Source organism: Nocardia transvalensis NBRC 15921, assembly GCF_000308875.1.
GTDB lineage: Bacteria > Actinomycetota > Actinomycetes > Mycobacteriales > Mycobacteriaceae > Nocardia > Nocardia transvalensis.
In genome coordinates this window covers 91629-115472 of sequence record NZ_BAGL01000014.1, presented here as the reverse complement: position 1 = coordinate 115472, position 23844 = coordinate 91629, and the positions used below count along the sequence as shown (strand labels likewise).

Genomic DNA, 23844 nt, shown 5'->3' with positions numbered 1-23844 from the left:
AGCCGCGCGTTCGTGTTCTCGTTGCGCTCGTAGGCGACGACCACCCCGGGTGCCAGTGCCAGGGTGTTGTTCCCGTCGTCCCACTGTTCCCGTTCGGCGGTGACACCGTCCAGCCCGGTGTCGATGACCCGGAGCTTGCCGATGCCCATCGCCTCGGCGGCGGCGGGCAGGAACGGGTCCGGGCCGCGCATGCGCACCGTGCCGTCGTCGTTCTTGCCGATGGTGAAGGCGCACAACGAATCCTGCACCGCCGGGTACATCACGACGGCATCGGTGTCGACCATCGTGCACACGGTGTCGAGGTGCATCGTCGCGCGGTTCTGCGCGATCGGCACGACCAGCACGATGCGCGCGAGATTGTCCTCGAACAGGCTGCGCGCCAGCGCTTCCGCGCCGGCCGGGGACGTGCGCTCCCCCACCCCGATCGCTACCACGCCGGGCGCCAGCAGCAGCACGTCGCCGCCCTCCATGGGCGCGGTGTGCGATTCGTAGGCCCGGCGCACCCCGAGGAAACGCGGATGGAAGGCGTAGACGAGATCGGTGAGCGAGGTCTCCCGCGCGCGGGCCGGCAGCGCCAGCGAGGTGATCGCCACCTTCGGACCCACCCAGAACGAGGAGTCGCGCGTGAACAGCAGATTCGGCAGCGGATCGATGACGAAGTCGGTGCCGTGGTGCATGCGCCGCACCAGCGAGGTGCCCGGATCGAACGGCAACTCGTCGAAGGTCATCCCCGCCATCAGGGTGCCGGCCAGCTCGTCGGCGTCGGAGATGCCGAACAGGTACGCCTTCAGCTCGTCGGCCAGCGCGAATCCGATGCGGCGCGCGTCCACCGCGGCGGTGATGCCCATACTGCGGCCAGGCCCGCTCTGCGCCAGGGTCTGCACCAGCAGGTCGCGTAGCAGCAGCACCTCGACGCCGCGGTCGCGCAGTACCCCGGCGAAGGTGTCGTGCTCCTGTTGCGCTCGCTCCACCCACGGAATGCCGTCGAACAGCAGCTGATCGTTGTTGCGCGGGGTGAGCCGGCGCAACTCGTCCCCCGGGCGGTGCAAGAGCACCGTCCGGAGCGCGCCGACCTCACTTGTCACGGAAAACGGTCGCGCCGTCGGCACAGCCTCTGTTTCCATACTCCGACCGTAGTCATCGGCCGCCGCATTGGCACGGAATTCGCTGGGTGTGCGCGGCCGAACCGGACCCCGCCCGCACCGCCGTCACCACGGACGGGGAATGATAAAGCTCCCCCGCGAGTTGACCCGAAACATCCCCGGCCTGCCCCATACCTAAAGTATTGTTTGGGTATGCAGCACACGACCTGGAACACCAAGGAACTCACCCCGGGACAATTGTCCGAGCGCAGTGGGGTCGCCGTGTCGGCGCTGCATTTCTACGAGCGCGAGGGTCTCATCACGAGCCGTCGCACCAGCGGCAACCAGCGACGGTACTCGCGCGAGACATTGCGCCGGGTCGCGTTCATCCGCATCTCCCAGCGTGTCGGAATTCCGCTGAGTGAGATCCGCAAGGCGCTGGGCACCCTCCCCGAGGGCCGCACCCCCAACCGCAAGGACTGGGAGCGCCTGTCCACGATCTGGCGCGTCGACCTCGATCAGCGCATCGAGCAGCTGACCCGCCTGCGCGACAGCCTCACCGGCTGCATCGGCTGCGGCTGCCTGTCCCTCGCAAGCTGCCGCATCGTCAACTTCCACGACAAACTCGGCGACGACGGCCCCGGCGCCCGCGTCCTCGACGTCAACCTCAACTGCGACCAATCCCCCGACGACGTCGGATGCGACATGCCCGCCGAAACGGTAGACGCGGGAAGTATGGATTGCCGCTGAGCGCCCAACCGTTATCCCGGCACGCCACCACCGTCATCCCGGCACGCCACCACCGTCATCCCGGCACGCCAACTCCGTCATCCCGGCACGTCAACTCCGTTGTCCCGGCACGCTTTTGGCTGGGACCCTACTTCTTCAGAAAACTGTTGAAGATATCGTTGGCCCGGCGCATGGCGATCTCGTACGGCAACGCGAACTTACGGGCCCACCAGTATCCGAAGCGGACATCGAACGAGGTGTGGATCATGAAGCGCCCCTTCTCGATACCGCGCAGAATCTGGCCGGCCACCTGCTCCGGCGGCGAGGCGTGCCGCTGGAATCGCTTGACGTAGCGCTGGACTCGCGGATCGTCGCGATCCACCCCGGCGATCTCGACCGTCTCGACCAGATGCGTATCGACGGCACCGGGCACCACCAGGTGCACCGAGATGCCGTGCCGCGCCAGGTCGAACCGCAGCACCTCCGACGCGCCCCGCAGCCCGAACTTGCTGGCGCTGTAGGCGGCGTGCCACGGGAACGCGAGCAGTCCGGCGGCCGAGGACACGTTCACCAGCGCGCCGCCGCGCCCGGCGCGCACCATCGGCGGGACGAAGTTCTCGATCACGTGGATCGGCCCCATCAGGTTGACGTCGACCATGGTCCGCCAGTGCCGGTGCTCGAGGTTCTCGACCGTGCCCCACGCCGAGACGCCGGCCACGTTCATCACGACGTCGAGGCTGCCGTGTGCGGCGTGCACGTCCTCGGCGAACGCCGTGACCGCGTCGTAGTCGCTGATGTCGAGGGCGCGCGAGAACAGCACCTTGCCGCCCTCGCGGCCGATCTCCTCCGCCGTCGCCGCGAGACCGTCGGCGTCGATATCGGTCAGGACCAGTTCGGCGCCGGCCCGGGCCGCCGCGATCGCGGTCGCCCGCCCGATGCCGCTGGCCGCGCCGGTGACCAGAGCCTTCTTGCCACTCACGGACTTCAAGCGATCGCGCACGCCGTTCCTCGAATGCTCGCTGGGTCGATTTCCTGCTGCTGCCGAGAGCATACGGGCTGTTACCGGTTTCAGTTCGGTGCCCTGTGCCGTCAGGACCGGCCGCTGAGCACCTCCAGCATTCCGGCCACCGCGGCGGGCCAGGTGAATTGCTCGGCGCGGGTTCGTGCGGCGCGGCGCCGGTCGCCGGGCGGCAGGGCGAGGACGCCGGTGACGGCCTCCGCGAACGAGGTGGGGTGGTCGTCGGCGACCGCGCCGCATTCCGCGGTGACGATATCGGCGAGCGCCGAGGACCGGCTCGCCACGACGGGCGTCCCGGCGGCCAGCGCCTCCAGCGCGGCCAGCCCGAAGGTCTCGTGCGGGCCCGGCGCCAGCGACACGTCCGAACTCGCCAGCAGCGTGGCCAGCCGGTCCCGATCGGCGATGAAACCGGTGAAGTGCACGACCGGGCGCCCGTCGGGCAGCGGCGCCAGTCCGCGCGCCAGGCGGTGCAGCGCCTCGCGCCGCGGCCCGTCACCGGCCACGATCAGACGCGCGTCCACGCCCTCGCGGCGCAGCGCGTCGACGGCCTCGATACTGCGGTCCACCCGCTTCTCCACCGACAACCGCCCGCAGTGCACCAGCAGATGCCGCGCGCCGAACCGCTCCCGCAGCACGCCGTCGCGCCGCCGCGGGCTGAACATCTCCAGATCCACCCCCAGCGGCACCAGCGCGACATTCGGCGCGGCGATGCGCCCGAACTCCGCGCGCGCGAATTCCGTTGTGCAGACCACGATGTCGTAGTCCGCTGCGGTGCGCCGGTTGGCGGCGTCGGCGGCGCGGCGGGCCATCGGGCCCGGCAGCACCTGGCCGATCAGCCGGTCCAGCCGCTCGTGCGAGATCATCACCCCGGCGATATCGCGGCGACGCGCCCAGCGCCCGAATCCGCGCAGCGTCAGCCGATCCGACACCTCGAGCACATCCGGCCGCAGCCCGGTCAGCACGTCGGCCACCCGCCGCGGATCCGCCGCCCGGTACCCGCCGGTCCACGGAATCGGCAAGGCGGGCAAGGTAATTCGCCGCACCCCCGAGCCGAGGGTCTCCTCCGCCCAGCGCGGACCCGGCACGATCAGCACCACCTCGTGCCCAGCGGTCACATACCCCGCACCCAGATGATGCAGGGCGGTGCGCAGCCCGCCGGAGCGCGGACCGTAGAAGTTGGCCAACTGAACGATGCGCACGCGCCGATCGTCGCCCCACCCCGAACCCAACGGGCCAACACCGCCTGAACACAGGCGGAAGTATCGGAAAACCCGCACCTCCGGGGCATCGGCTCTACTCCTCCGGCGCCACCCGAATCAACCCGTGCGACGGCTCATCCCCCAACCGCGACAACTCCACCCGCACCGGAATCCACTCCGTATCGGCGAACCGGATACGCAGCACAAGCTCGCGACGGTCCGCACCGGACAGAATCTCCCGGCACGCCGCCCGATACCGCCCGAAGTCGTCCGGATGCGGGCGCGGCCGCTCGGTCAGCCAGCGGTGCAGCGGGGGCGGCGGCTCGTTGGTCCACTCGTAGATCAGCCCCATGGCCAGCTCGACGAATCCGACGCCCACGCGCGAGGCTCGGGCGGCGGCGCGGGTCATGGCCAGATCCGTATCGGGCACCGACGGGCGCATGTCGGTGACGTCGTAGACCAGCGCCCGCGTCACGTGCTGCCGGTCGCGATGCACCCGCACCACCATCCGGATGCCGCGCACCCGCCCGTCGTCGCCGAGGAAATCGGCCTCGCCCTGCCAGCGGCCCGCCGGATCGGTCCCCGCCACCACCGCCGTGTACTCCGTCCGTCCGTCGAAGCGCACCATCCGCCCGAACACCTCCGGCGGCGTCCGCACGGTTCGTACCTCCGACGCCGACCGGGCGAAGACCAGTTCCTCCAATCCCGGCCCGTGATGCGCCAATTCGGTGTCCGATATCCAGTCCCACGCGGCGACGGGCCGACGTTGCGGTGGCTCCTCACCGGGCTCGCCGACCCACAGCTGCACCCCGTGCACCGCCCCGAACGCGCAGCGAACCGGCTCCGCGATCCCACACATCCCGGCGCCGGAACGGCTCACCGAGCCCGCGGCATCACGGACATCGTCCAGCAGCGCGGATACCAGGTCGGCCGCCGCGAACCGCCGCGCCCGCGACACGTTCGTCCAGTCCCGTGCCCGGCCGCCGTCGGCAACGATCGTCGGCTCCGATCCCGGGCCGAGCGTCTCCACCAAGAGCCAGTCGTTGCCGGTCACGCCGGATAGCATCGCAGACCGGAATCAGATCCGGTTCACACCCCGCGAGACCCGGGGCAGCTCGAGATCGAGCGGGATGCGGCCCATCGCCAGATGCGTCTCGACCTCCTCGGCCGGCATCGGACGGGCGATGAGGAAGCCCTGCGCCCGATAGCACCCGAGGCCGACCAGGGTGCGCGCGGCGACGGCCGTCTCCACGCCCTCCCCGACGACCCCGAGCCCGAACGATCCGGCAAGGCCGACAATGGATTTCACGATGGCCAGATCGTCGGTGCTGACCCCGAGCCGCTGCACGAACCCGCGGTCGATCTTGACCGCGTCCACCGGCAGCGCCTTGAGATGCGACAGCGAGCTGTATCCGGTGCCGAAGTCGTCGATGGCGATCTGCACGCCCATCCGCTTGAGCCCGCGCAGCGTGACCTGGGTGCGCGCCAGATCCTGGACCACCACGTGCTCGGTGATCTCCAGGCACACCGAACTGCCGTCGATACCGAACCGGCGTAGCTCGTCCTCGATGCGCTCGACGAAGTCCAGGCTGACCAGCTGCACCGGCGACACGTTGATCCGGATCACCACATTCGACGCCAGCCCGTGCTGCCGCCACTGCGCGAACTGCGCACATGCCGAGCGGATCACCCAGCGGCCCAGCTCACCGGCCAGATTCGTGGCCTCGGCCACCCCGACGAACGCGCCCGGCGGCAGCAGCCCGCGGGTGGGGTGCTGCCAGCGCACCAGCGCCTCGAGCGCCACGATGCGGCCGGTGCGCAGGTCGACCTCGGGCTGGTAGTGCAGCAGCAGCGAACCGTCGGAGACCGCGCCGCGCAGATTCAGCTCGACATCGTCCTGCAATTCGAATTGCGCGCGCATGGCGTCGGTGAACACCGCGACCCCGTCGCCGCCCCCGGATTTGGCCGACAGCAGCGCGTGATCGGCCCGCCGCAACACATCGGCGACCGTCGTCTCGCCGGGAATACCCAATGCGACGCCGACGCTCGCCCCGCGGCTGACGGATTCCCCGCCCACCGACACCCGCCGGATGATCAACTGGTGAATCCGCGTGGCCTCCAATTCCGCGGCCACCGCGTCCATCGGTTTCGCCGGGACGATCACGAACTCGTCACCACCGAGCCGGGCGATCATGTCGTTCGGATCGAGATGTTCTTGCAGCCGCGTCGACAGTGTGCGAATAAAATTGTCACCGGCGGTATGGCCGAGAAAATCGTTGAGCGCCTTCAGGCGATCGAGATCGAGGAAAAATGCGGCGACCGGCCCGGGACTGCCCGGCCGTAGCCGTTCCTCCATGTGTTCCAGCAATGCCCGCCTATTGGCCAGACCGGTCAGATCGTCGTGCAGCGCGATGTAGCGCAACCGCTCCTCGGCGACCACCCGGGCCTGCAATTGGCCGAGTAACGCGGCGATAGCCTTGAGCACGTTGATTTCCCGGGTGCTCCACTCCCGATCGCCGAGCTTCATGAATCCGAGCAGGCCGGTGGGCTCGCCGCGGGACATCAGCGGCACGGTCGCCGAGGTCACCCCGGAGATGCCCGAGGATCGCCGGATGGTCTCCTGGTAATCGGCGAATTCCGCTGTGGGGCGGACGATCATCGGTTCGGTCGCGTACTCCATCGCGCGGAATACCGAGTCGGCCTGGTCGAAGTAGACGACCTCGAGCGGGTCCGGATCCGGGACCGCGGGGCGGCGCGGCCATTCGGCGACCAGCACCGTCGCACGCCGTTCCCGATCGGTATGCCGGACGAAACTGAAATCCACATCGAAATACTCGACCAATTTGGCCAGCACGCGTTCCGTCGCCGCCACCATCGTCGTGGCGTCGACCCCCATCAACTCCGCGGCGACCTGGGTCACCAGTGAGTCGAGCGTTCGCCGAGGCACCTTGTCTCCGATCGTGCTATCCGCGGGTGTCCGTGCCGCGGACCGGACGTCGATCGTCACCGACGATCGCCACCGGTGCGTGGCTCGAACGAAGTACCAACGCCTTACTCAGTTGTCCGGGCACCCCCAGCAGGTCGATGAATCCGCCCTGAAGTGACGCTAGTGTATAGCCGGATTCCGCTGAAATCGCGACGAGTTCGCTGCGACGCCACGGGTGATCGTTCTCAATAGCCATATCGGCGCTGCACTCCCGGTCTCGACACAGGGGTAAACACCACACACCGGTATCCCGCACCTCGCCCGAGCGACCCCGGCGCGGTGCGTGACAGCGCGTCTCGCAACTTCGCAGCATTTGCCTCGTACGTCCGAGTATCCCACCGAATCGGCGTACTTCGGAGACCATCGTGTGCTCGCGAATCCACGACAGCCGCCCGACCGGCCGCGCTGGCTTCGACAGTCATACAGTTCCTACTCCGTTGCTGCGCGGTGCCGCGCGACTACCCTGACCCTCCCGTCGGCCACCGGACCGCGTCCGGCGCCCGGGGGTGGTCGCCTAGGCAGTATCCGTCATCGGACCGGAATTGACCAGACGTCTGGCAAATCTTCCGAAACCCGAGCGGAAGGTCGGAAATCGGGCCTGGTCAGAGAGTTGAAGTCGACAACTGGACAGAACCGAAAGACCAGTCGGTACCCAGAAGGCTACCTGGCGGCTAACTAGACCAGGATGGAGATGAGCAGCTCGACCTCGGCCGGTCCGCGCCAGATCTCGATCTCCTCGCGGTAGGCCCGGGTGATCTCGGCCGAGGCCGTCGCGTCGTCGACCTGGGCCCAGACGTCCTCGACCGGGTCGTGGTAGTCACCGTTGGGTTCGAAGCGGGCGTAGACGCCCTTGGGCACTCGGATCAGCACATCGCCGACCGGCACCGCCTCGACGACCGGGTAGTCGTAGCTGACCAGGACGTTGTAGTTACCGGCCGGATCGGGGACGTACACGGTGTAGAGCGGGTGGTCGGCGCCGTCGCGATCGCGCAGCCGGTCGCGCAGGAATTCGATCAGCTCGCTGTTGCTGACCTTGAAGCTCGGGCGCACCCGCGGCACCACCAGACCGCCGTAGATCCCCTCGTCGCGCACCACGATCGAATAGCTCATGACTGCGCCTCGACCGCCAGGTACAGATCGATCTTGTAGGCGTGCGGATAGCACTCGAAGTCCCCCGTGTAGGTCCGTTTGATCTGGTTGTGTTCCTCGGCGTAGGCGATCTGGGTCCACAGATCGGTCATGATCCGCGGGAAGTTGCCGACCGAGGAGAACCGTGCGTACGTGCCCTGCGGTAGCCGCGCCACGATATGGCCCCGGGTGACGTCGTCGAACGACTGGCATTCGTAGCCGACGATCTGGGTGTTGAAGGTGTTGAGCTCGAAGGAGTAGTCGGTGTAGGCCGAGGCGAGCGGGCCGCCCAGGTCCTGGTGCAGGACCGCGGCCCAGGCGGCCTCCAGGTCGCGGTCACGCAGTTCTCCGAGCGGGCGCTTGGGACTCCGCACCGGAAGCCCGGCGACCCACGTCTCGTCCCGCTCGACGATCTCAAACTGCATGGATGAAAACTCTCTCGAGGTGATCGAGTGGGCAGCGCGCAACGAGGTGGCTGGCGCGTGCCGTCCGGCCAGGAAGGTCATGCTATCAACACGCACGGTGAGAGATCGGCGACACGACTCGGCGGCCCGGCATGGGGCCCGCCCGGCGTGTCCGACCCCGGCCGTCACCCGGACGCTCCGGCGTGATTAAGTGCGAATCGTGTACCGGACGCTGGCCGATATGGACGCCGCGCTGACCGACTGCCGCGCCTGCCCGCGGCTGGTGGAGTGGCGGGAGCGGGTCGCGCGCGAGAAGCGGGCCGCCTTCCGCGACGAAACCTATTGGGGCCGGCCGGTGACCGGCCTCGGCCCGGCCGACGCGCCCCTGCTCGTGGTCGGCCTCGCCCCCGCCGCGCACGGCGGCAACCGGACCGGACGCATGTTCACCGGCGACCGCAGCGGCGACGTCCTGTTCGCCGCCATGCACGCCGTCGGCCTGACCAATCAGCCGACCGCCACCCACGTGGGCGACGGGCTGCGGCTGCTCGGCGCGCGGGTCACCGCCCCCGTCCACTGCGCCCCGCCGGACAACAAGCCCACCACCGACGAGCGCGACCGCTGCCGGAGCTGGCTGACCACCGAACTCGGGCTGCTCGCCCCGACCGTGCGGGCGATCGTGGTGCTGGGCGCCTGGGGCTGGCAGGCCCTGATGCCCGCGCTCACCGAGGCCGGCTGGACAGTCCCGCGCCCCCGCCCGAAATTCGGGCACGGCGTGCGGTACTCGATCGCACCGGCCCGGCCGGACCGCGGACCGCTGGAACTGTTCGGTTCCTATCACGTCAGCCAGCAGAACACCTTCACCGGACGCCTGACCCCCGCGATGTTGGAAGACGTTTTCGCCCAAGCGAAGTCGGCCGCCGGGCTCTGAGTAACCGAAATCGGCTTCCGAATTCGCGGCGGCCCTCCGACGACACCGGCACCGAGCGCGCCGGAGGGCCTGCCCCGGAACGGTCCTCAGACCGTCCCGGGAGACTGCCGGTTGTCCACGGCGCGTCCGTTGCGCTCGGCGAGGCCCACGGCCGTCGACCCGTGTCCCAGTTCCATATCGAGGGCGTCGACGTCACCGCCGCGGACGCTGACCCGAGCGGTCACCGGGCCGTATCCGCTGGCGACCAGGGTGTAGCTGCCCTCGTCCAGATTGCCGAAGCTGTAGGAGCCGTCCGGACCGGTCGTCACCGTGTCGACCACGTTGCCGAGCGCGTCCGCCAGAGTCACCTGGGCGTCCTCGACCGGACGGCCGTCGCGCACGTGCACCATGCCGCGCAACCGGACGCCCGGCCGCAGCAGCACGTCCAGCGGCGTGACGCCGCTGCCCGACACGCGCACCGGAACGGCCGTCGGATGGAATCCGAGCGCGCTCACCGCCACTGTGAACTCGCCCTCCGGCAGCTCCGCGAGCCCGAACCGGCCGTCGGCGCCCGTGATCGCCGAGGCGAGCACCTCGCCCCGCATATCCAGCGCCGAGACGTGCGCCTCGGAGATCGCCGTGCCGTCGCCGGCGGCGGCCACCGTGCCCGCCAGCCCGGCCATGGCGGCCAGGGTGATATCGCAGGACACCGGGCGGTCGCCCAGCGACACCGTCGACGCGTCGGGCCGCCGCCCCTCGGCGGAGGCGATGAGGACGTAGGAGCCGGCGGCCGGAGCGGCCAGCTCGTAATACCCGTCGGCGCGCGAGAGTGCCCGGCCCAGTTGCTGTCCGGACGTCGAGATCAGGGTCAGCGTCGCACCCGCCACCGCGGTGCCGCGCGTGTCGTGCACGCCGCCGAACAGCACGGGACCGTCCACCGACGGGCGTGGGGCAGCGCCGTTCCGAATCCCTTCGCCGCCATGGCTCGCCACCTCATTTCGCCGCGCCGCGACACCGTTGACCGCCGGCACGCCGTTGCGCTGCGCGGACGCCTCGGGAACCGATACCACCGGAGTGGCGTCGCCGGTCTCGCGATCCGCACCCGCGGCATGCTTCGGGGCGGTGGCCGCCGCGATCGCCTTCCGCGCCGGAATGAACAGCGCGACCACCGCGCCGAGCGCCGAGACGCCGCAGCCGATCAGCAGGCCGACGCGGAACCCGTTCTCGGTCGGGATGGAATGTCCGGCCAGGGTGACGCTCAGCTGCGCGAGCACCGCGCCGATCACCGCCGCCGCGGTCGAGGTGCCGATCGAGCGCATCAGAGTGTTGAAGCTGTTGGCCGCCGCGGTCTCCGACTGCGGCACCGCACCCATCACCAGCGCGGGCATGGCCCCGTACGCGAATCCGACGCCGACGTTGATGATCAGCGTGACCACCAGCAGTCCCCAGGTCGTGCCCATGAGCGCCATCGACGATCCGTAGCCGGCGGCGATGACGACGCAGCCGACGATGAGCGTGATCTTGGGACCGCTCAGGGCCGACAGCCGCGCGCCGATCGGCGAGACCGCCATCATCATCAGACCGGCGGGCGCCATCCACAGGCCCATCGCCATCATCGACTGACCCAGGCCGTATCCGGTGGATTCCGGCAGCTGCAGCAGCTGCGGCACGATCAGCGACTGCGCGTACATGGCCATGCCGACCACGATCGAGGCGGCGTTGGTCAGCAGCACCTGCGGCCGCGCGGTGACCCGCAGATCCACCAGCGGATCCCGGCTGCGCAGCTCCCACACACCCCACAGCAGCAGCACCACGACCGCGGCGACGAACAGGCCGATCGTGATCCCGCTGGTCCAGCCCCACGAGGCGCCCTTGGAGATCGCCAGCAGCAGGCAGATCAGCGCGGCGCCGAGGCCGATCGCGCCGAGGAAGTCGAATCGCCCGCGCGTCGTGCTGGGCGGGGTGGCGGGAATGACGACGAAGATCAGCACCCCGACGATGGCGGCGAGCGCGGCGACGCCCCAGAACAGCACCCGCCAGCTGCTGTATTCGATGACGGCCGCGGCCAGCGGCAGTCCGAGCGCGCCGCCGATACCCAGCGACGAGCTGATCAGCGCGATCCCCGACCCGAGGCGCTCGGGCGGCAGCAGATCGCGCAGCGCCGCGATACCGACCGGGATCAGGCCGACGCACATGCCCTGCAGCACGCGACCGATGATCATCGGCCACAGCGACGTGGCCACCGCGCAGATCACCGAGCCCACGACCAGCGGGACGATGGAGGCGAGCAGCACCTTTCGCTTACCGATGAGATCACCCAGCCGCCCCGCGACCGGAGTGGTCACCGCGCCGGCCAGCAGGCTCGCGGTCACCACCCAGGTGGCGTTCGAGGCGCTGGTGTGCAGCAGCTGCGGCATCTGCCCGAGCAGCGGCACCACCAGCGTCTGCGTCAGCGACGCGACGATGCCGGCGAAGGCCATCACGCCCAGGATCCCTCCCGGGTGCTTGGCGGTTTCTGTCTTCTGCACGACCGGCTCTCTCCCTACATCACCCCGAATGTCATGTGCATAGTGCACACTACATGTATGATGCATATCAAGGGGTGGTGAGGACACGGGTAAGTGACGCAGGTCTCACGGGAGCGTGGGATCGGGCCCTTATCCGGTCGCGCGGAGGAAGGTCCCGGCGCGCAGCGTGGCGCCGAAGCCGTCCGCGAATCCATGCCCGTCGAATACCGGCACACCGTTGACGATGGTCGCGGCCACCGCCCCGCCGCTGCGGTTGACCATCCGGTTCACGCCGGCGGCACCCGGCATCGGCGCCTCGTGATACGCCGCGCTGGAGCCGTCGAATCCGGCCGGATCGATGACCGCGATATCGGCGCGGGTCCCGGGCGCGATCCGCCCGGTATCCAGCCCGTACCACTCCGCGAGTTCGCCGGTGAGCCGGTGCACGGCCCGCTCGACGGGCATGACCCGGTCGCGGTGCACGCGCTCGAGGAATCGGACGCCCATGTTGTAGAAGGCCATATTGCGCAGGTGCGCACCGGAATCGGCGAAACCGATCTGCACCTGCGGCGAGCGGGCCAGCCGGTTCAGCTCGGCGCCGCGGTCGTTGGCGATGGTGGTGCGCCAGCGCACCGCGGAACCGTGCTCGGCCACCAGGTCCAGCAGCGCGTCGGGCGGCAGGACCCCGCGCTCGTCGGCGATCTCACCGAAGGAGCGGCCCACCACGGACGCGTCGGGGCATGCGACGATCTCGGCGTCGTGCAGGTCGCGATGCCACACCCGCGAGCCGAACTTCTTGGCCATATCCTTGCGGAATTCCCGGCGGAATCCCGGATCGTTCAGAAATTCGTGGCGCCGCAACAGGTCTCGGATATTGAGCGCCGCCACACCGGAACCGAACTCCTCGAACACCACGAGATCCACGCCGTCGGCGTACACCTCGAACGGCACCGGTAGGTGCTGCCAGCGGAAGTCCGCGCCCAGCACCCGATTCACCAGCGCCGCAACGGTTGTGGCCAGCCGGACCACCGAGCGGTCGGCCTTGATATCGGCCGCCGAGATCAGCGTCGTCTTCAGCGGCCGACCGTGCCGCCGCGCCGCGCTCTGCAGGAAGAACTGCGCCAGCTCCAGCCGGCCGGTGAGGTTCGGAGTGCTCTGATGCACCCGGCCACGTTCCCGCAGCACATCGTTGAGCTGCCGGTACTCCGACCACGACGCGTAGGTCGAGGGCAGCTGCCGCCCCGGATACCGCTTCCCCTCGAGTTTGGAGAAGGAACTGCGAATCGTGGACAGCCCCACGAATCCCGCGTCCAGGGCGTCGGTGAGCATTCGGGCCATCTGCTGCCGCTCGGCCCGCGTCGCCTGCGCCTTCCCGTCCGATGCGCGGGCCAGCCCCATCGCCGCCACCCGGATATCCGAATGTCCCAGGAACGCCGCGACATTCACCCCGAGCGGCCGCGATTCCAGCGCCGCGGCGTAGCTCGCCGGATCGGTCCAGTCCCGATGCTCCTTCACCGCCGAATGCACCACGTCCCACGGCAGCGCCTCCACCCGCGCGAACATATCCGCGCAGTCCTCGGCCTCGGCATAGACCGTCGACAACGAACAGTTCCCGATCACCACGGAGGTCACCCCGTGCCGCGCCGACTCCCCCAGCCCCGGCGCGAACAACGCCTCCGCGTCGTAATGGGTGTGCACATCGATCAGCCCCGGGAGCACCCACCGCCCCTCGGCCTCGATCGTCCGCACCCCCTCCGGTAGATCGATCCCGATGGCCGCCACCTTCCCCCCGGCGATCCCCACATCCGCCCGCACCGGCGGCGCCCCCGTCCCGTCGTAGACCATCCCGCCCCGCACCACGACGTCGTACCCGGCCACCGAGACCTCCCGCACACTACCTACAGCGTTCAATACACCACTGTATCGAAATCCCCCTCCCCCGACCACCCCCGAATACCACCCCCCACCAGCAGATTCGGCACCTCCACCCCCAACCTGCTAAAGTTCTCCAGCGTGGTTCGGCAACGTTCCACACGGGGCTATGGCGCAGTTGGTAGCGCGTCTCGTTCGCATCGAGAAGGTCAGGGGTTCGATTCCCCTTAGCTCCACCACAGCGGTATCACCAGTACACGGTGCCAGGTCGATGCCGTGCCGTCGGCGCGGCATCGACCGCATTGCCCTCTATTCGAGGTAATCCCGAAGCGACTGTGAGCGCGAGGGGTGGCGTAGCTTCGACATCGTCTTCGACTCGATCTGGCGGATCCGCTCGCGGGTGACGCCGTAGACCTGTCCGATGTCGTCGAGGGTTCGAGGTTGCCCGTCGACCAGGCCGTAACGCAGGCGCATGACGCCGGCTTCGCGCTCGCTGAGCGTGTCGAGTATCGACTGCAACTGCTCCTGCAGCAGGGTGAACGCAACCTTCTCGACGGCTACGACTGCCTCGGAGTCTTCGATGAAATCGCCGAACTGGTTCGTGCCCTCGTCACCGAGCGTCTGGTCCAATGAGATCGGTTCCCGTGCGATCTGCCGAACCTCGAGAACCTTCGCGGGCGTAATACCCAATTCCGCGGCAAGCTCCGGGGGTGTCGCCTCGCGGCCCAGTTGCTGAAGCAGTTCGCGCTCCACCCGCGCGAGCTTGTTGATGATCTCCACCATGTGCACGGGGACGCGGATGGTGCGGGCCTGATCGGCCATGGCGCGCGAAATCGCCTGGCGAATCCACCATGTGGCGTAGGTCGAGAACTTGAATCCTCTGCTGTAGTCGAACTTTTCGACCGCCCGCACCAGACCCAGATTGCCCTCCTGAATCAGGTCGAGGAAGGCCATGCCCCGCCCGGTGTACCGTTTGGCGATCGACACCACCAGCCGCAGGTTCGCCTCGAGCAGATGATCTTTGGCCGCGACGCCGTCCCGTGCAATCCAGGTCAGATCTCGGTGACGCGCGATCGTGAGACCCGCGGGCCCCTCGCGTTCGGCCCGCAGTTTCTGCGCCGCGTACAGACCGACTTCTATCCGGATCGCGAGATCGACCTCCTCGGCCGCGGAGAGCAGGGGAACTCGCCCGATCTGCTTCAGATACGCCCGCGTCGAGTCCCCGCCGCCGGCGAGTTCGGCTTCCTTGCGCGCCCGGCGCAGCGCCGGAGACTCGTCCTCATCCCAGATGTCGTCCGCGGCGTCCTCTTGCTCCGCCAGGGCGCCGGGGGGATCTTGGTCGCTTGTTTCGCCTGCGGTCGTTGCCACATTCGCCTCTCCGAGTACTTCGGGCGGCATCGCGATTCGAGAAACAGGACCGCAGAGAGGCCTCCAGCGGCTCGGCAATCACCGGGACCAATGCCCAGGGTACTGGTCGACACACGAAATGAGGCAAACACCGGCCCGCCGCGGCGGCCGAGCCGGCGATACCGGTGACTCGATCAGCGACCGATACCTATCGAGCTGGACAGCGTCGACAGGTTGCAGGGGATATTCCCGGGATAATTGACGCAAGGCGGTGCATCGATCGTGGTAGCCGAGTCAGCCACCTCCGGAGTCAGTGGCACAGCCTCCGCTGCGGCGGGTGCGGCCAGCGCCAGCGGCGTCACGAGCAGGCCGATCGTGAGGATCCAGAATTTCGAGCCGGATTTCGACATGGCATACCTTTCATTTGTTTGCGTCGGATCATCGCATCACTGCGAAGTGCAGATGGGTTACTCCCGGCGCGGCTACCACGTCCGTCACCCGGAGGTCGACGTGGCTCGGCAACTCCTGGAAGAACCGGCGGCCCGCACCCAGGAGCACGGGTACCTGGTGGAGGATCAGCTCGTCCACCAGTCCGGCCGACAGCGCGGCAGTGAGGACGCCCCCGCCCATGACCGCCACGTCCTTGTCGCCGGCCAGCTCTCGTGCCGCGGCGACAGCGTCCTCGATGCCGCTCGTGACCAGGGTCTGCCGCTCGTGCGCGGCGGGCAGCGGCCGATGACTGAGCACCACCAGCGGCGCTGTCGGATGGGGAGTACCGCCGTCACCCCAGCCCGAGTCGTCATAGGTGCGGCGGCCGACCAGGCTGGCGCCGACTCGTGCGGCCGCGGCGTCGAAGACGCGCCGGCTGGGCTCGCTGAGTGTGAAGCCGTCGAACACCCGGCTCGGCGTCTCGCCGTCGAAGTACCAGTCGAACAGCATCGTGCCGTCGCCGAGCCCGCGTCCGGCGCCCGGCTCGCGGCCGGTGATGTAGCCGTCGACCGACACCGACAGTGCCGCTAGGACTTTGCTCATGTAGCAGCCCGCTCACACCCGCAGCCCGCGGCGTGCGGTGTAGGGAAAGAACCAGCCGAGCAGTCCGACCAGCATCGCGACGTACTGCGCGTTGGTGACCAGCGGCAGCAGGTCGAGCGGCACCGTGTAGGCGAGGATCACCCGCACCACGGCATCCAGCACCAGCACCACCCCGATCACCCAGCTGACCAGACGCAGATCGCGGCGGAACCGAGGCTCGGCGCCCCAGCGCCGCTCCCACCCCTGCGCGGCCTCCTCGCCCTTCCGCGCAGTGGCGATCATCGTTCCCAGATGCAGCATGAACGGGCGGCGCAGCCCCAGCGAGGCGATGACCCAGACGCCGAGCAACCCGGTCAGCCAGCCGTCCTTGGCGAACACGACGCGCGGATCTCCTTGCAGCACACTGACGGCCGCACCGGCCACGAACAGACTCACGGTGACCAACGCGACGACATCGGGGCGGCGGCTTCGGGCCAGCGACAGCAGCGTCCGCACGGCCGGGATCGCGCCGGCGAGCAAGCACGCCGTCAGCACCGAGACCCCCGCCCCACGCAACACGTAGAAGGCGACCAGCGGCGCGAGAACGTCGACACCGAACTGAACGGCCAGCCGGCGGCGCAGGTTTGCCGCCGACACGTCGGCCGATGCCGTGCTCATCGGTGCATCCGTGTGGCAGCGTCGAAGATGTCGACCAGTTCCTCCGCGTACCGGCCCAGGTCGACATCGCCCGACACCATGCGGCCCACCGCGGCGTCGATCGCCGCGCGCACACTCACCGCCATCACCGTCGGATCGAACCGGCGCATCTCCCCGGCCGCCTGGGCCGCCACGAACGACGCCTCCAGCAGAGCCACCGACACATCGTTCTGCTGCGCCGCGCCCGGCCGGGTCCGCAGGTGCGACACGATCGCCACCGCGGCCTGCGCGCACGCCGGCTCGGCAGCCAGGAACTCCAGGTTGCCGCGAATATAGGCGGCGAGCTTCGCCGGACCGCCGTCGGCCTCGTCGATCCGCCGCCGCATGAACACCCCGGCCCGCCGCACCACATACTCCAGCGCCTCGGCCATCAGCGCGTCCTTGGACTCGAAGTGGTAGGAGATCAGCCGGGTGCTGCTCATCCGCGCGTGCTCGACGATCCGGGCGAACGACGTCCGCTCGTATCCCAACTCCGCGAGCACTTCCACGGTCGCCCGCAACAGTTGCTCGCGCCGGTCCGGCGCTGCCCGCCTGGTTACCTGCATGAGTAATAGATTTACTCACCCAGGTAAAAGTGTCAAGCCGCGTTGGCGAATACGGCACTGACACCGCAGGACCGCCACGCATGGCGACCGCGTCAGCGCGATGGCCGCGCGATGTCAGGCCGGCGGGCGAATGTTGTCGCCGTGGCCGGGACGAACCCGCGCCCGTGACGAGAGAGCAGCGAACCATGAACCTCCCCCTGACCGACCAGGACAAGGCCACCCGGCGCACCGCCTGGCCGGTCGCGCCGGAGCGCCCCGAGTTGCAGCAGATGATCGAGGAGTTCGTCGCGTCCGGTTTCGTCGGTGTGGCCTTGCGCGTCCATGACGAGCGGGGTGAGTGGACCGGCAGCGCCGGGCTGGCCGAGTTGGGCGGGACCGCCCTGCCGCCGGTCGACGGGCACGTGCGAATCGGCAGCAATACCAAGACCTTCACCGCCGTCCTGGTGCTGCGGCTGGTCGACGAGGGCAAGATCGCGCTGGACACCGCGGTCGTCGACTATCTGCCCGACTTCGACCTGGACCCGCGGATCACCGTGCGAATGCTGTTGCAGCACACCAGCGGAATCTTCAACCACACCGGCGAGTACCTGCCCGACGGCACGATCGTGCCGGGCATCCCCTGGTCCGGAAAGGAGTGGGTGGAGGGCCGGTTCGAGACCTACGAGCCGGCGGAACTGGTGCGGTTCTCCCTGTCCAAGTCCGCACGCTTCGAGCCGGGTACGGGCTGGAGCTACTCCAACACCAACTACGTGCTGGCCCGCCTGCTGATCGAGAAGGTCACCGGCCACACCTACGCCGAGGAGATGCAGCGACTGATCGTCGGTCCGCTCGGGCTGACCGGAACCATCGCGCCGACCACCCAGACCGATATCCCCGACCCACACGCCCGCGCCTACTACCGCTACGAGGAGGACGGCGAGCAGAAGACCGTCGACGTCAGCCGCTCGAACCCGTCCTGGATCTCCAGCGGCGGCGACATGATCTCGACCAGCCGGGACCTGCACCTCTTCATCTCCGCACTGGTGACCGGCGAGCTGGTGCCGACGCCGCTGCTGGCCGAAATGCTCGCCCCGCACGACACCGGCATTCCCCAGATGGGTTACGGCCTGGGCGTTTTCGTCCGTGAAACGGCCGACGGCGCCACCGTCATCACTCACAACGGCGGCCACGGCGGTCACGGCGCGCTCATGTTCAGCACGCCCGACGGCCGCACCACTTTGACCGCCACGCTGAACTACATCGATGACGCCGAACTCTCCTTGGCGGGTGCGTTCCAGACCCTCCAGCAGCGCGTCCTCGACGCCGTATTCGGCAGCGGAAAGGCCTAGCCGCGGGGGATCTCGGTCGCCGACCACGCCATCGGGCCCGGCGCACAGGCGACGACCGGCAACCGAACGGTCGGCGCGTCATCGGCAGCATCCGCCTCCGCGCGCAGTCGCGCGAAGAACGCGTCCAACGACCCGTAGCGGGCAGTCAACTCGCCTACCACGTGCAGCGCTTCCGGCCGCGACCCCAGCACCACTGCTCCTCCGATTCCGGCCTCGTACAACAGATTTCACCTACTGTGGTGCCGGTGGAGAAGCCCTCCTCCGCAGGCTTCTCCACCGGCACCCGACGCCACCGATCCAGACAGGCACGGCTGGCTCCACCCCACCCCGGGGCACCCGTGCGAGGCGACGCACACGAACTCTAGAGCCAAAGCAATCAGTCAGCAAACATGATGTGAAAGCATGGCGTGTTCATTCGACGGCTCGGACGAACTAACGAAAACTGCGGAGGTAAGCGGGTTTAGCTGCGAAGCCGTTGGGTTGCCGAACCAGGCAACCGGATGTCGAAGGAGGCTGACCGACTACAGAGACCAGAAACAGCTATCCATCAGCAATTAGCTGGAGTGGCTGTACTCCGGGCCGCCGCCGAGGACCTGGCCGCAGCCCTTTCGGCGGCTGGTCGATCAGAGCGCGCCGCGCGGCGTCAGTCGGATGAGCGGGACGGTTCGGCCTGCTCGGCTCGCCTCCCGGCGGTAGAGGAGGTAGGCCGGGAAAACCCGATCGGCGATGGTCCAGAGTCGCCTGCGCTCGGCCTCGTCGTCTATCACGGTCGCCCGCATCGGTTTCCCGCCGAAGACGACATCGGGATGGGCCCGAAGGTTGTGATACCAACCGGGGTTGGTTGCGCTGCCCGCATTGGACGCCGCGAAGACGACGTGGTCACCGTCGATGAAGTAGATGATGGCGTTACGTCGCCGGGCTCCCGTCCTGGCCCCCTCGGTCTCCAGCACGGCGGTCGGAAAGACGAGCGTCGTCGCCAGACGGCCGCGCGTGAGCCGCAAGAGCAGCGGATCGAGCTTCCAGGCGATGTGACGAGAGAGGAATCTCGCCGAGCGGGCGGCGGCAAGAGCCGAAAAGACCCGTACGAGCCAACCAGGCCGACCGACCGGCCTCGAGCGTGCTCCGGTGGTACCCGTGATGAAGTTCTTCATTGCGTTCCCCCACTCCACTTGACTACTACAGAGCATCGTAGTCGGGTTCGGTCGGCGCACAAGGATTCTGCGGGCCGGGCTGTTCCGGGGGCAGGGTGGCGAGGTCGATCAATCGCGTGATCTGCCGATACAGCCGCAGCGCCGCGCGCGGGCTGTGTGACCTGCCGCGATACACCTCACCGGACGCGGTGTGCACCGTCACCCGATACACCGGCCGATCAGCCGGCCGCAGAGCGAGCACCGCGGCCGACGACCTGTCAGCGGATCGCGATCCGGCCGTTGGGGTCCCGGCGCGCTCACTGTCCAACGACACGCTGGCCCCGCGCAGTGGCACCGACCGTAGCGTCGGCCGAGCCCGCCACCGGTACGCCGACGCCCGCCCGCGCCCGCGCCCGCGCCCGGGACGGATGTAGAGCACATCACCCTCGACGAACAATCCGGCCACCTCCGGCCGCCGAATCCGCTTGCGCCAGAAGGCGAACCACGGTCCACGTGCAGCAGATTCGATCTCCGGTAGGCGCGCGTGGCCGTCCATGGGTCCTCGCCCCCTCCCCTCGCGTCGCATCACCCACCGACCCCCAGCCGGCACAGGACAGGAGTTCTTGATTGCAGAACTTGTAAATTAGATACCTCGCGGATTTGTTTATCAAATTGCCGGTCGGCCCGTTCCGGCAAACGACGCAGAAGGGAGAAAAGCCCTGTCGGACATAGACATCGCGCCGAAGACTTGACGTTGCGACGGGCGTAGCGGTCCCCGGTTCGCGGCTAGGCGGACTGTTCGAGGGCTTCGGCCTGACTGGCCACGACGCCGGTGAGGATCGTGCGAGCGACGGCGAGCAGTTCGGCGACCTCCGGGGAGGTGATGGCGTAGGTGACCGACAGCGCTTCGCGACGCGCGGTGACCAGCCCGGCGCGGCGCAGGACGGCCAGCTGCTGAGACAGGTTGGCCGCTTCCACATCGACCTCGGCGAGCATCTCCGACACCGCGTGTTCGCGCTGGCTCAGCAACTCCAGCACCCGGATGCGGATCGGGTGCCCGAGGGTTTTGAAGAATTCGGCTTTCATCTGGTAGAGCGGCCTGCTCGATCCCGGCATCCTCAGCCACTCCCTTCCACCGAACAACTACGGGCTACTGATTGCCTATTTTAGCAAATAGTCCGAATTGCCATGGCCACACGCCCGCTGACGCCTGTCGACCCGCATCGGTAGGCCGGCCGCCGCGACAACACGGTAGCCCGGCAGGGGCATGCGCGACCACCGCCACTCGCGGCACCCGCCGTGTGTCGCAGACCGCCCCGCCGACGCTCGGGCCCAGGGGCCTCCCCGCACTCCGATAGCAATACGGATATTCGTCCACGTCGGTAATCAATAGGTATTCGATAGGTATTTTGCAGGCATTTAATGTACCCCTATTGAGTGGCACGTAGTTTCATGGCACCATAAGCAGGTACACGGATTACGCCTCGGTTCAACCGGAGCATCAGCGCCCGCGAGCGTGTCCGTGCGAAACCCTCGCCGATCGCGCGAATATTACTGATTTGCTATGCCCGAAAGGTCTGAGAGGGCTGGATATGGAAATATCTCACCGCAGGCCACCGGAATGGGAATACCTGGCAGCCGGAACCGACGACATCGAGGTCACCTCGCGTTGCCTGGATGCCACCGGATCGCAGGTTCCCGGCGAGCCGTATTGGCTTGTATCGCGGGTCGGCGGCGAGCCTGTTCTAGGGCTGCATCTGCGACTGCTGGATTCCGCTCCCGACGATCCCCGATACGATATCGACGCGATTGTGCGCGGGGAATTGCCCGCATTCGACGAACGCCCGCCCGGTTCACCTTCCGATCGGCGCCTCTATCCGGCCGTTCTGGCGATACTGCCCAACTGGGCATGTATACCGGTGGGCCCCGGCGCTCGAGAGGTGAATCTCCTGGTCACCGCGCTCGAGGAGATCGATACGTGGGCACGGTCCAAGGGAGCCGGTTCCGTTGCATTTCTCTTCGTTCCCGACGGACAAGAGGCGCTTCGCCAGGCGTTGCATCGATTCGGCGCTCGGCAGCTGGAGCTGTATCCGTCGTGCGAAATGGTGCTGAACTTTTCGACGCTCGAAGAATATCTGAAGCTTCTACCGAGTGCGCGACGCAAGGATCTGCGGCGACTGCAACGACGCCTGGACGAAGGTGGCATGCATTTCGCGGAAGCGGATGTCGCTTCGGTCCGTGAACAGGTCCTGGAGATGCGCATCGCCGCCCTGCGCAAACATGGGCATCCGATCGATATCCGTACGCAAGCGGCTGTGCTGGACCGGATAATCGAACTGTATCCGCCCGCGGACCGTATTCTGCACATCGTCCGCATGGGCGAACGCCTCGTAGCGTTCAGCCTGTCGTTGCGGCACGGGTCCACGATACGGGGACTGTGGTGGGGCCAGCGACCCGAAGCCAAGGGCGCCTATTTCGTGCTGCTGTTTCCGAGGCTGGTGGAGACGGCGTTGAGTCTCGGTGTCTCGAGGATCAATTACGGCACCTTCAACTGGCAGTTGAAGGTGTCCTTCGGTTGCCAGTTGGTGCAGTTGTCAGGCCACATGTGGAGTCCCGGCGCGCTGCCCGGCCGGCTGGACGCCGAGCACGAGGCGAGCAGTTCGGCAGGGATGGCATAGATATGCTCGGATCGTCCGGTTCCATCGCGCTCCTGCGTTCACGCGAATTTCGGAGGTTGTGGGCGGGAGATGCCGCCACGAGACTCGGATATCAGGCGACAAATTTTTCACTACCCATGGTGGCGGTTACCGTCCTGCACGCCAACGCATTTCAGGTGGGAACCGTTTCAGCGGCAATTTCCGCGCCGGTCGTCGCGCTGGCGCTGTTGGCCGGACGAGTGACACGCAGACTACCGAGCCTGTTGGTGGCGTGTAACGTCGTTCGCGTTTCGGCCTTGGGCATCCTGATAGCGGTGAACGCGATTACCGGATTACGGCTGGCGTACCTGGTGGTAGTCGCGGTCATAGTCGGGTCGGCGACAGTTTTCTATGACATCGGATGCCAGACGATAATCCCACAGGTGGTCTCGACGACCATGGTCGTGCGCGCGGTCGCCGCCCTTCAGGCCGTCCTATCCGTTACTCAGCTCACAGGCCCGGCCATCGCCGGATTTTTGCTCGGGGAAACTGGGCCATCGATCGCCGTAGCATGTATCGCAGCCGTGTTCGCATTCGGAGCGATGAACTTCTCCCTTTTGCGATCGGCGAACCACGATGTCCCGAAGGAATCGGACACGAGAATAACGGTCACCGATGGCCTGCGGTTCGTCTTCCGGACGCCGGTCGTACGCAGCATATGCACCCTGACAGGGCTGCTCAATTTGCAGCAGCAGGCGTACTTGACAGTTTTCACGATCTACCTGGTACGAACGCTCGGGGTATCCACAGGCGTTGCCGGGATGGTGCTCGGCGCGGGCGCGCTCGGAGCGCTGATCGGTTCACTGACTATCGGCGAATTGGCGGATCGATTGCGACCCGGTGCTGCGATATCCGCGGGAGTGACGGTCGCCGGGGCGGCCCTGTTCCTCGCTGGTCTCGTAGGTATCTCGATCGGAAAGCAAGCACCCATCGCGCTTGCCGCCGGTTTCGTCGTCAACGGGTTCGCGCAAGCATGCTGCAATGTATTCATGGTCGGTCTGCGTCAGGTCGTACCGCCACCTGAATTTCGACCTGCGGTGAACGCGACATCCCGATTGGCCTCGTACGGTCCGATTCCGATAGGCGCGCTGATCGGCGGAAGTCTGGCCGGCGTCGCCGGCTCCGCGCATGCGCTGCTGCTCGTCTCGGGAGCCATGGTGCTGACTTCCTTGTATCTGTTCCGCTCACCGCTCGGGCGGATTCGAACCATGGCCGATCCGGCGGCCGTCGGCTGACGC

General features: G+C 67.8%; 23 protein-coding genes, 1 tRNA gene and 1 pseudogene. 6 read left to right on the top strand and 19 right to left on the bottom strand.

Features of this window, described 5'->3' with window-relative positions:
• On the bottom strand, positions 1–1124 hold a 1124-nt coding region (locus tag ON41_RS06490), incomplete at its 3' end, for an arginine deiminase (RefSeq protein ID WP_051161046.1).
• Positions 1125–1295: 171 nt separating this feature from the next.
• On the opposite strand from ON41_RS06490, the gene soxR reads away from it, so the two are divergent.
• On the top strand, positions 1296–1832 hold the full coding sequence (gene soxR, locus ON41_RS06485) for a redox-sensitive transcriptional activator SoxR (RefSeq protein WP_063709841.1): 537 nt from the start codon (positions 1296–1298) through the stop codon (positions 1830–1832).
• A 127-nt stretch (positions 1833–1959) separates the two neighbouring features.
• Here soxR and ON41_RS06480 read toward each other — a convergent pair whose 3' ends face one another.
• The 6 genes from ON41_RS06480 to ON41_RS06455 all read right to left on the bottom strand — a co-directional run bounded on the left by ON41_RS06480 (position 1960) and on the right by ON41_RS06455 (position 8567).
• Positions 1960–2811, bottom strand: a complete 852-nt coding sequence (locus tag ON41_RS06480) for an SDR family oxidoreductase (protein ID WP_051161037.1) — start codon at positions 2809–2811, stop codon at positions 1960–1962.
• Between the two features lie 89 nt (positions 2812–2900).
• On the bottom strand, positions 2901–4028 hold the full coding sequence (locus tag ON41_RS06475; RefSeq protein ID WP_040746021.1) for a glycosyltransferase: 1128 nt from the start codon (positions 4026–4028) through the stop codon (positions 2901–2903).
• Between the two features lie 94 nt (positions 4029–4122).
• Positions 4123–5082 carry a GAF domain-containing protein gene (locus tag ON41_RS06470; RefSeq protein ID WP_157185383.1) on the bottom strand — a complete coding sequence of 320 codons (960 nt, stop codon included), beginning with the start codon at positions 5080–5082 and terminating at the stop codon, positions 4123–4125.
• A gap of 24 nt (positions 5083–5106) precedes the next feature.
• Positions 5107–6924: a putative bifunctional diguanylate cyclase/phosphodiesterase gene (locus ON41_RS06465; protein WP_051161045.1), complete on the bottom strand. Its 1818-nt coding sequence runs from the start codon at positions 6922–6924 to the stop codon at positions 5107–5109.
• 765 nt (positions 6925–7689) lie between these two features.
• The gene (locus ON41_RS06460; protein ID WP_040745976.1) at positions 7690–8124 is read right to left on the bottom strand and encodes an effector binding domain-containing protein; all 435 of its coding nucleotides are present in this window, start codon (positions 8122–8124) and stop codon (positions 7690–7692) included.
• On the bottom strand, positions 8121–8567 hold the full coding sequence (locus ON41_RS06455) for a GyrI-like domain-containing protein (protein WP_040745974.1): 447 nt from the start codon (positions 8565–8567) through the stop codon (positions 8121–8123). The genes ON41_RS06460 and ON41_RS06455 overlap by 4 nt, the downstream gene beginning before the upstream one ends.
• 220 nt (positions 8568–8787) lie before the next feature.
• Here ON41_RS06455 and ON41_RS06450 point away from each other — a divergent pair, with 220 nt between their 5' ends.
• Complete coding sequence (locus ON41_RS06450; RefSeq protein ID WP_051161044.1) at positions 8788–9474, top strand: uracil-DNA glycosylase; 687 nt, start codon at positions 8788–8790, stop codon at positions 9472–9474.
• 86 nt (positions 9475–9560) lie between these two features.
• On the opposite strand, the gene ON41_RS42905 is transcribed toward ON41_RS06450, so the two are convergent.
• From ON41_RS42905 to ON41_RS06440, 3 genes and pseudogenes are all read right to left on the bottom strand, one after another.
• Positions 9561–10364, bottom strand: a complete 804-nt coding sequence (locus tag ON41_RS42905) for an MSCRAMM family protein (RefSeq protein ID WP_276325720.1) — start codon at positions 10362–10364, stop codon at positions 9561–9563.
• Positions 10365–10577: 213 nt separating this feature from the next.
• A pseudogene (locus ON41_RS42900) lies at positions 10578–11981 on the bottom strand (MFS transporter); the annotation flags it as partial.
• A 129-nt stretch (positions 11982–12110) separates the two neighbouring features.
• On the bottom strand, positions 12111–13838 hold the full coding sequence (locus ON41_RS06440; RefSeq protein ID WP_040746013.1) for an N-acyl-D-amino-acid deacylase family protein: 1728 nt from the start codon (positions 13836–13838) through the stop codon (positions 12111–12113).
• Between the two features lie 157 nt (positions 13839–13995).
• Between ON41_RS06440 and ON41_RS06435 the strand changes: the two genes are divergently transcribed.
• Positions 13996–14071, top strand: a tRNA-Ala gene (locus ON41_RS06435).
• Between the two features lie 70 nt (positions 14072–14141).
• Here the strand turns inward: ON41_RS06435 and ON41_RS06430 are convergent.
• From ON41_RS06430 to ON41_RS06410, 5 genes are all read right to left on the bottom strand, one after another.
• Complete coding sequence (locus ON41_RS06430; protein ID WP_373281321.1) at positions 14142–15278, bottom strand: RNA polymerase sigma factor; 1137 nt, start codon at positions 15276–15278, stop codon at positions 14142–14144.
• A gap of 95 nt (positions 15279–15373) precedes the next feature.
• The gene (locus ON41_RS06425) at positions 15374–15589 is read right to left on the bottom strand and encodes a hypothetical protein (protein WP_040745972.1); all 216 of its coding nucleotides are present in this window, start codon (positions 15587–15589) and stop codon (positions 15374–15376) included.
• 28 nt (positions 15590–15617) lie between these two features.
• On the bottom strand, positions 15618–16211 hold the full coding sequence (locus ON41_RS06420; protein WP_040745970.1) for a dihydrofolate reductase family protein: 594 nt from the start codon (positions 16209–16211) through the stop codon (positions 15618–15620).
• Positions 16212–16223: 12 nt separating this feature from the next.
• Positions 16224–16868 (bottom strand): VC0807 family protein, encoded by a 645-nt coding sequence (locus ON41_RS06415; RefSeq protein ID WP_040745968.1) that lies wholly within the window; start codon positions 16866–16868, stop codon positions 16224–16226.
• The gene (locus ON41_RS06410; RefSeq protein WP_083905173.1) at positions 16865–17452 is read right to left on the bottom strand and encodes a TetR/AcrR family transcriptional regulator; all 588 of its coding nucleotides are present in this window, start codon (positions 17450–17452) and stop codon (positions 16865–16867) included. Before ON41_RS06410 ends, ON41_RS06415 begins: the two co-directional genes overlap by 4 nt.
• A 185-nt stretch (positions 17453–17637) precedes the next feature.
• Between ON41_RS06410 and ON41_RS06405 the strand changes: the two genes are divergently transcribed.
• Positions 17638–18780: a serine hydrolase domain-containing protein gene (locus ON41_RS06405; RefSeq protein WP_040745966.1), complete on the top strand. Its 1143-nt coding sequence runs from the start codon at positions 17638–17640 to the stop codon at positions 18778–18780.
• Here the strand turns inward: ON41_RS06405 and ON41_RS06400 are convergent.
• The 4 genes from ON41_RS06400 to ON41_RS06385 form a co-directional block, all read right to left on the bottom strand.
• On the bottom strand, positions 18777–18971 hold the full coding sequence (locus ON41_RS06400; protein WP_157185382.1) for a hypothetical protein: 195 nt from the start codon (positions 18969–18971) through the stop codon (positions 18777–18779). The genes ON41_RS06405 and ON41_RS06400 overlap by 4 nt on opposite strands.
• A 432-nt stretch (positions 18972–19403) precedes the next feature.
• Positions 19404–19931, bottom strand: a complete 528-nt coding sequence (locus tag ON41_RS06395; protein ID WP_051161035.1) for a nitroreductase/quinone reductase family protein — start codon at positions 19929–19931, stop codon at positions 19404–19406.
• 25 nt (positions 19932–19956) lie between these two features.
• Positions 19957–20133, bottom strand: a complete 177-nt coding sequence (locus ON41_RS06390) for a hypothetical protein (protein ID WP_157185381.1) — start codon at positions 20131–20133, stop codon at positions 19957–19959.
• Positions 20134–20696: 563 nt separating this feature from the next.
• Entirely contained in the window at positions 20697–21026 is a 330-nt protein-coding gene (locus ON41_RS06385) for an ArsR/SmtB family transcription factor (protein WP_040745961.1), read from the bottom strand.
• 476 nt (positions 21027–21502) lie between these two features.
• Here ON41_RS06385 and ON41_RS06380 point away from each other — a divergent pair, with 476 nt between their 5' ends.
• On the top strand, positions 21503–22588 hold the full coding sequence (locus tag ON41_RS06380; protein ID WP_040745960.1) for a GNAT family N-acetyltransferase: 1086 nt from the start codon (positions 21503–21505) through the stop codon (positions 22586–22588).
• Between the two features lie 2 nt (positions 22589–22590).
• Positions 22591–23841, top strand: a complete 1251-nt coding sequence (locus tag ON41_RS40050; protein ID WP_083905171.1) for an MFS transporter — start codon at positions 22591–22593, stop codon at positions 23839–23841.
• Positions 23842–23844: the final 3 nt, after the last annotated feature.

What these genes read in the sequence shown, in the direction of transcription:
- soxR (WP_063709841.1), top strand. Translation starts at nt 1,296, where the DNA reads ATGCAGCACACGACCTGGAACACCAAGGAACTCACCCCGGGACAATTG.
- ON41_RS06465 (WP_051161045.1), bottom strand. Translation starts at nt 6,924, where the DNA reads ATGGGGGTCGACGCCACGACGATGGTGGCGGCGACGGAACGCGTGCTG.
- ON41_RS06460 (WP_040745976.1), bottom strand. Translation starts at nt 8,124, where the DNA reads ATGAGCTATTCGATCGTGGTGCGCGACGAGGGGATCTACGGCGGTCTG.
- ON41_RS06455 (WP_040745974.1), bottom strand. Translation starts at nt 8,567, where the DNA reads ATGCAGTTTGAGATCGTCGAGCGGGACGAGACGTGGGTCGCCGGGCTT.
- ON41_RS06450 (WP_051161044.1), top strand. Translation starts at nt 8,788, where the DNA reads ATGGACGCCGCGCTGACCGACTGCCGCGCCTGCCCGCGGCTGGTGGAG.
- ON41_RS06425 (WP_040745972.1), bottom strand. Translation starts at nt 15,589, where the DNA reads ATGTCGAAATCCGGCTCGAAATTCTGGATCCTCACGATCGGCCTGCTC.
- ON41_RS06420 (WP_040745970.1), bottom strand. Translation starts at nt 16,211, where the DNA reads ATGAGCAAAGTCCTAGCGGCACTGTCGGTGTCGGTCGACGGCTACATC.
- ON41_RS06415 (WP_040745968.1), bottom strand. Translation starts at nt 16,868, where the DNA reads ATGAGCACGGCATCGGCCGACGTGTCGGCGGCAAACCTGCGCCGCCGG.
- ON41_RS06410 (WP_083905173.1), bottom strand. Translation starts at nt 17,452, where the DNA reads ATGCAGGTAACCAGGCGGGCAGCGCCGGACCGGCGCGAGCAACTGTTG.
- ON41_RS06405 (WP_040745966.1), top strand. Translation starts at nt 17,638, where the DNA reads ATGAACCTCCCCCTGACCGACCAGGACAAGGCCACCCGGCGCACCGCC.
- ON41_RS06395 (WP_051161035.1), bottom strand. Translation starts at nt 19,931, where the DNA reads ATGAAGAACTTCATCACGGGTACCACCGGAGCACGCTCGAGGCCGGTC.
- ON41_RS06385 (WP_040745961.1), bottom strand. Translation starts at nt 21,026, where the DNA reads ATGCCGGGATCGAGCAGGCCGCTCTACCAGATGAAAGCCGAATTCTTC.
- ON41_RS06380 (WP_040745960.1), top strand. Translation starts at nt 21,503, where the DNA reads ATGGAAATATCTCACCGCAGGCCACCGGAATGGGAATACCTGGCAGCC.
- ON41_RS40050 (WP_083905171.1), top strand. Translation starts at nt 22,591, where the DNA reads ATGCTCGGATCGTCCGGTTCCATCGCGCTCCTGCGTTCACGCGAATTT.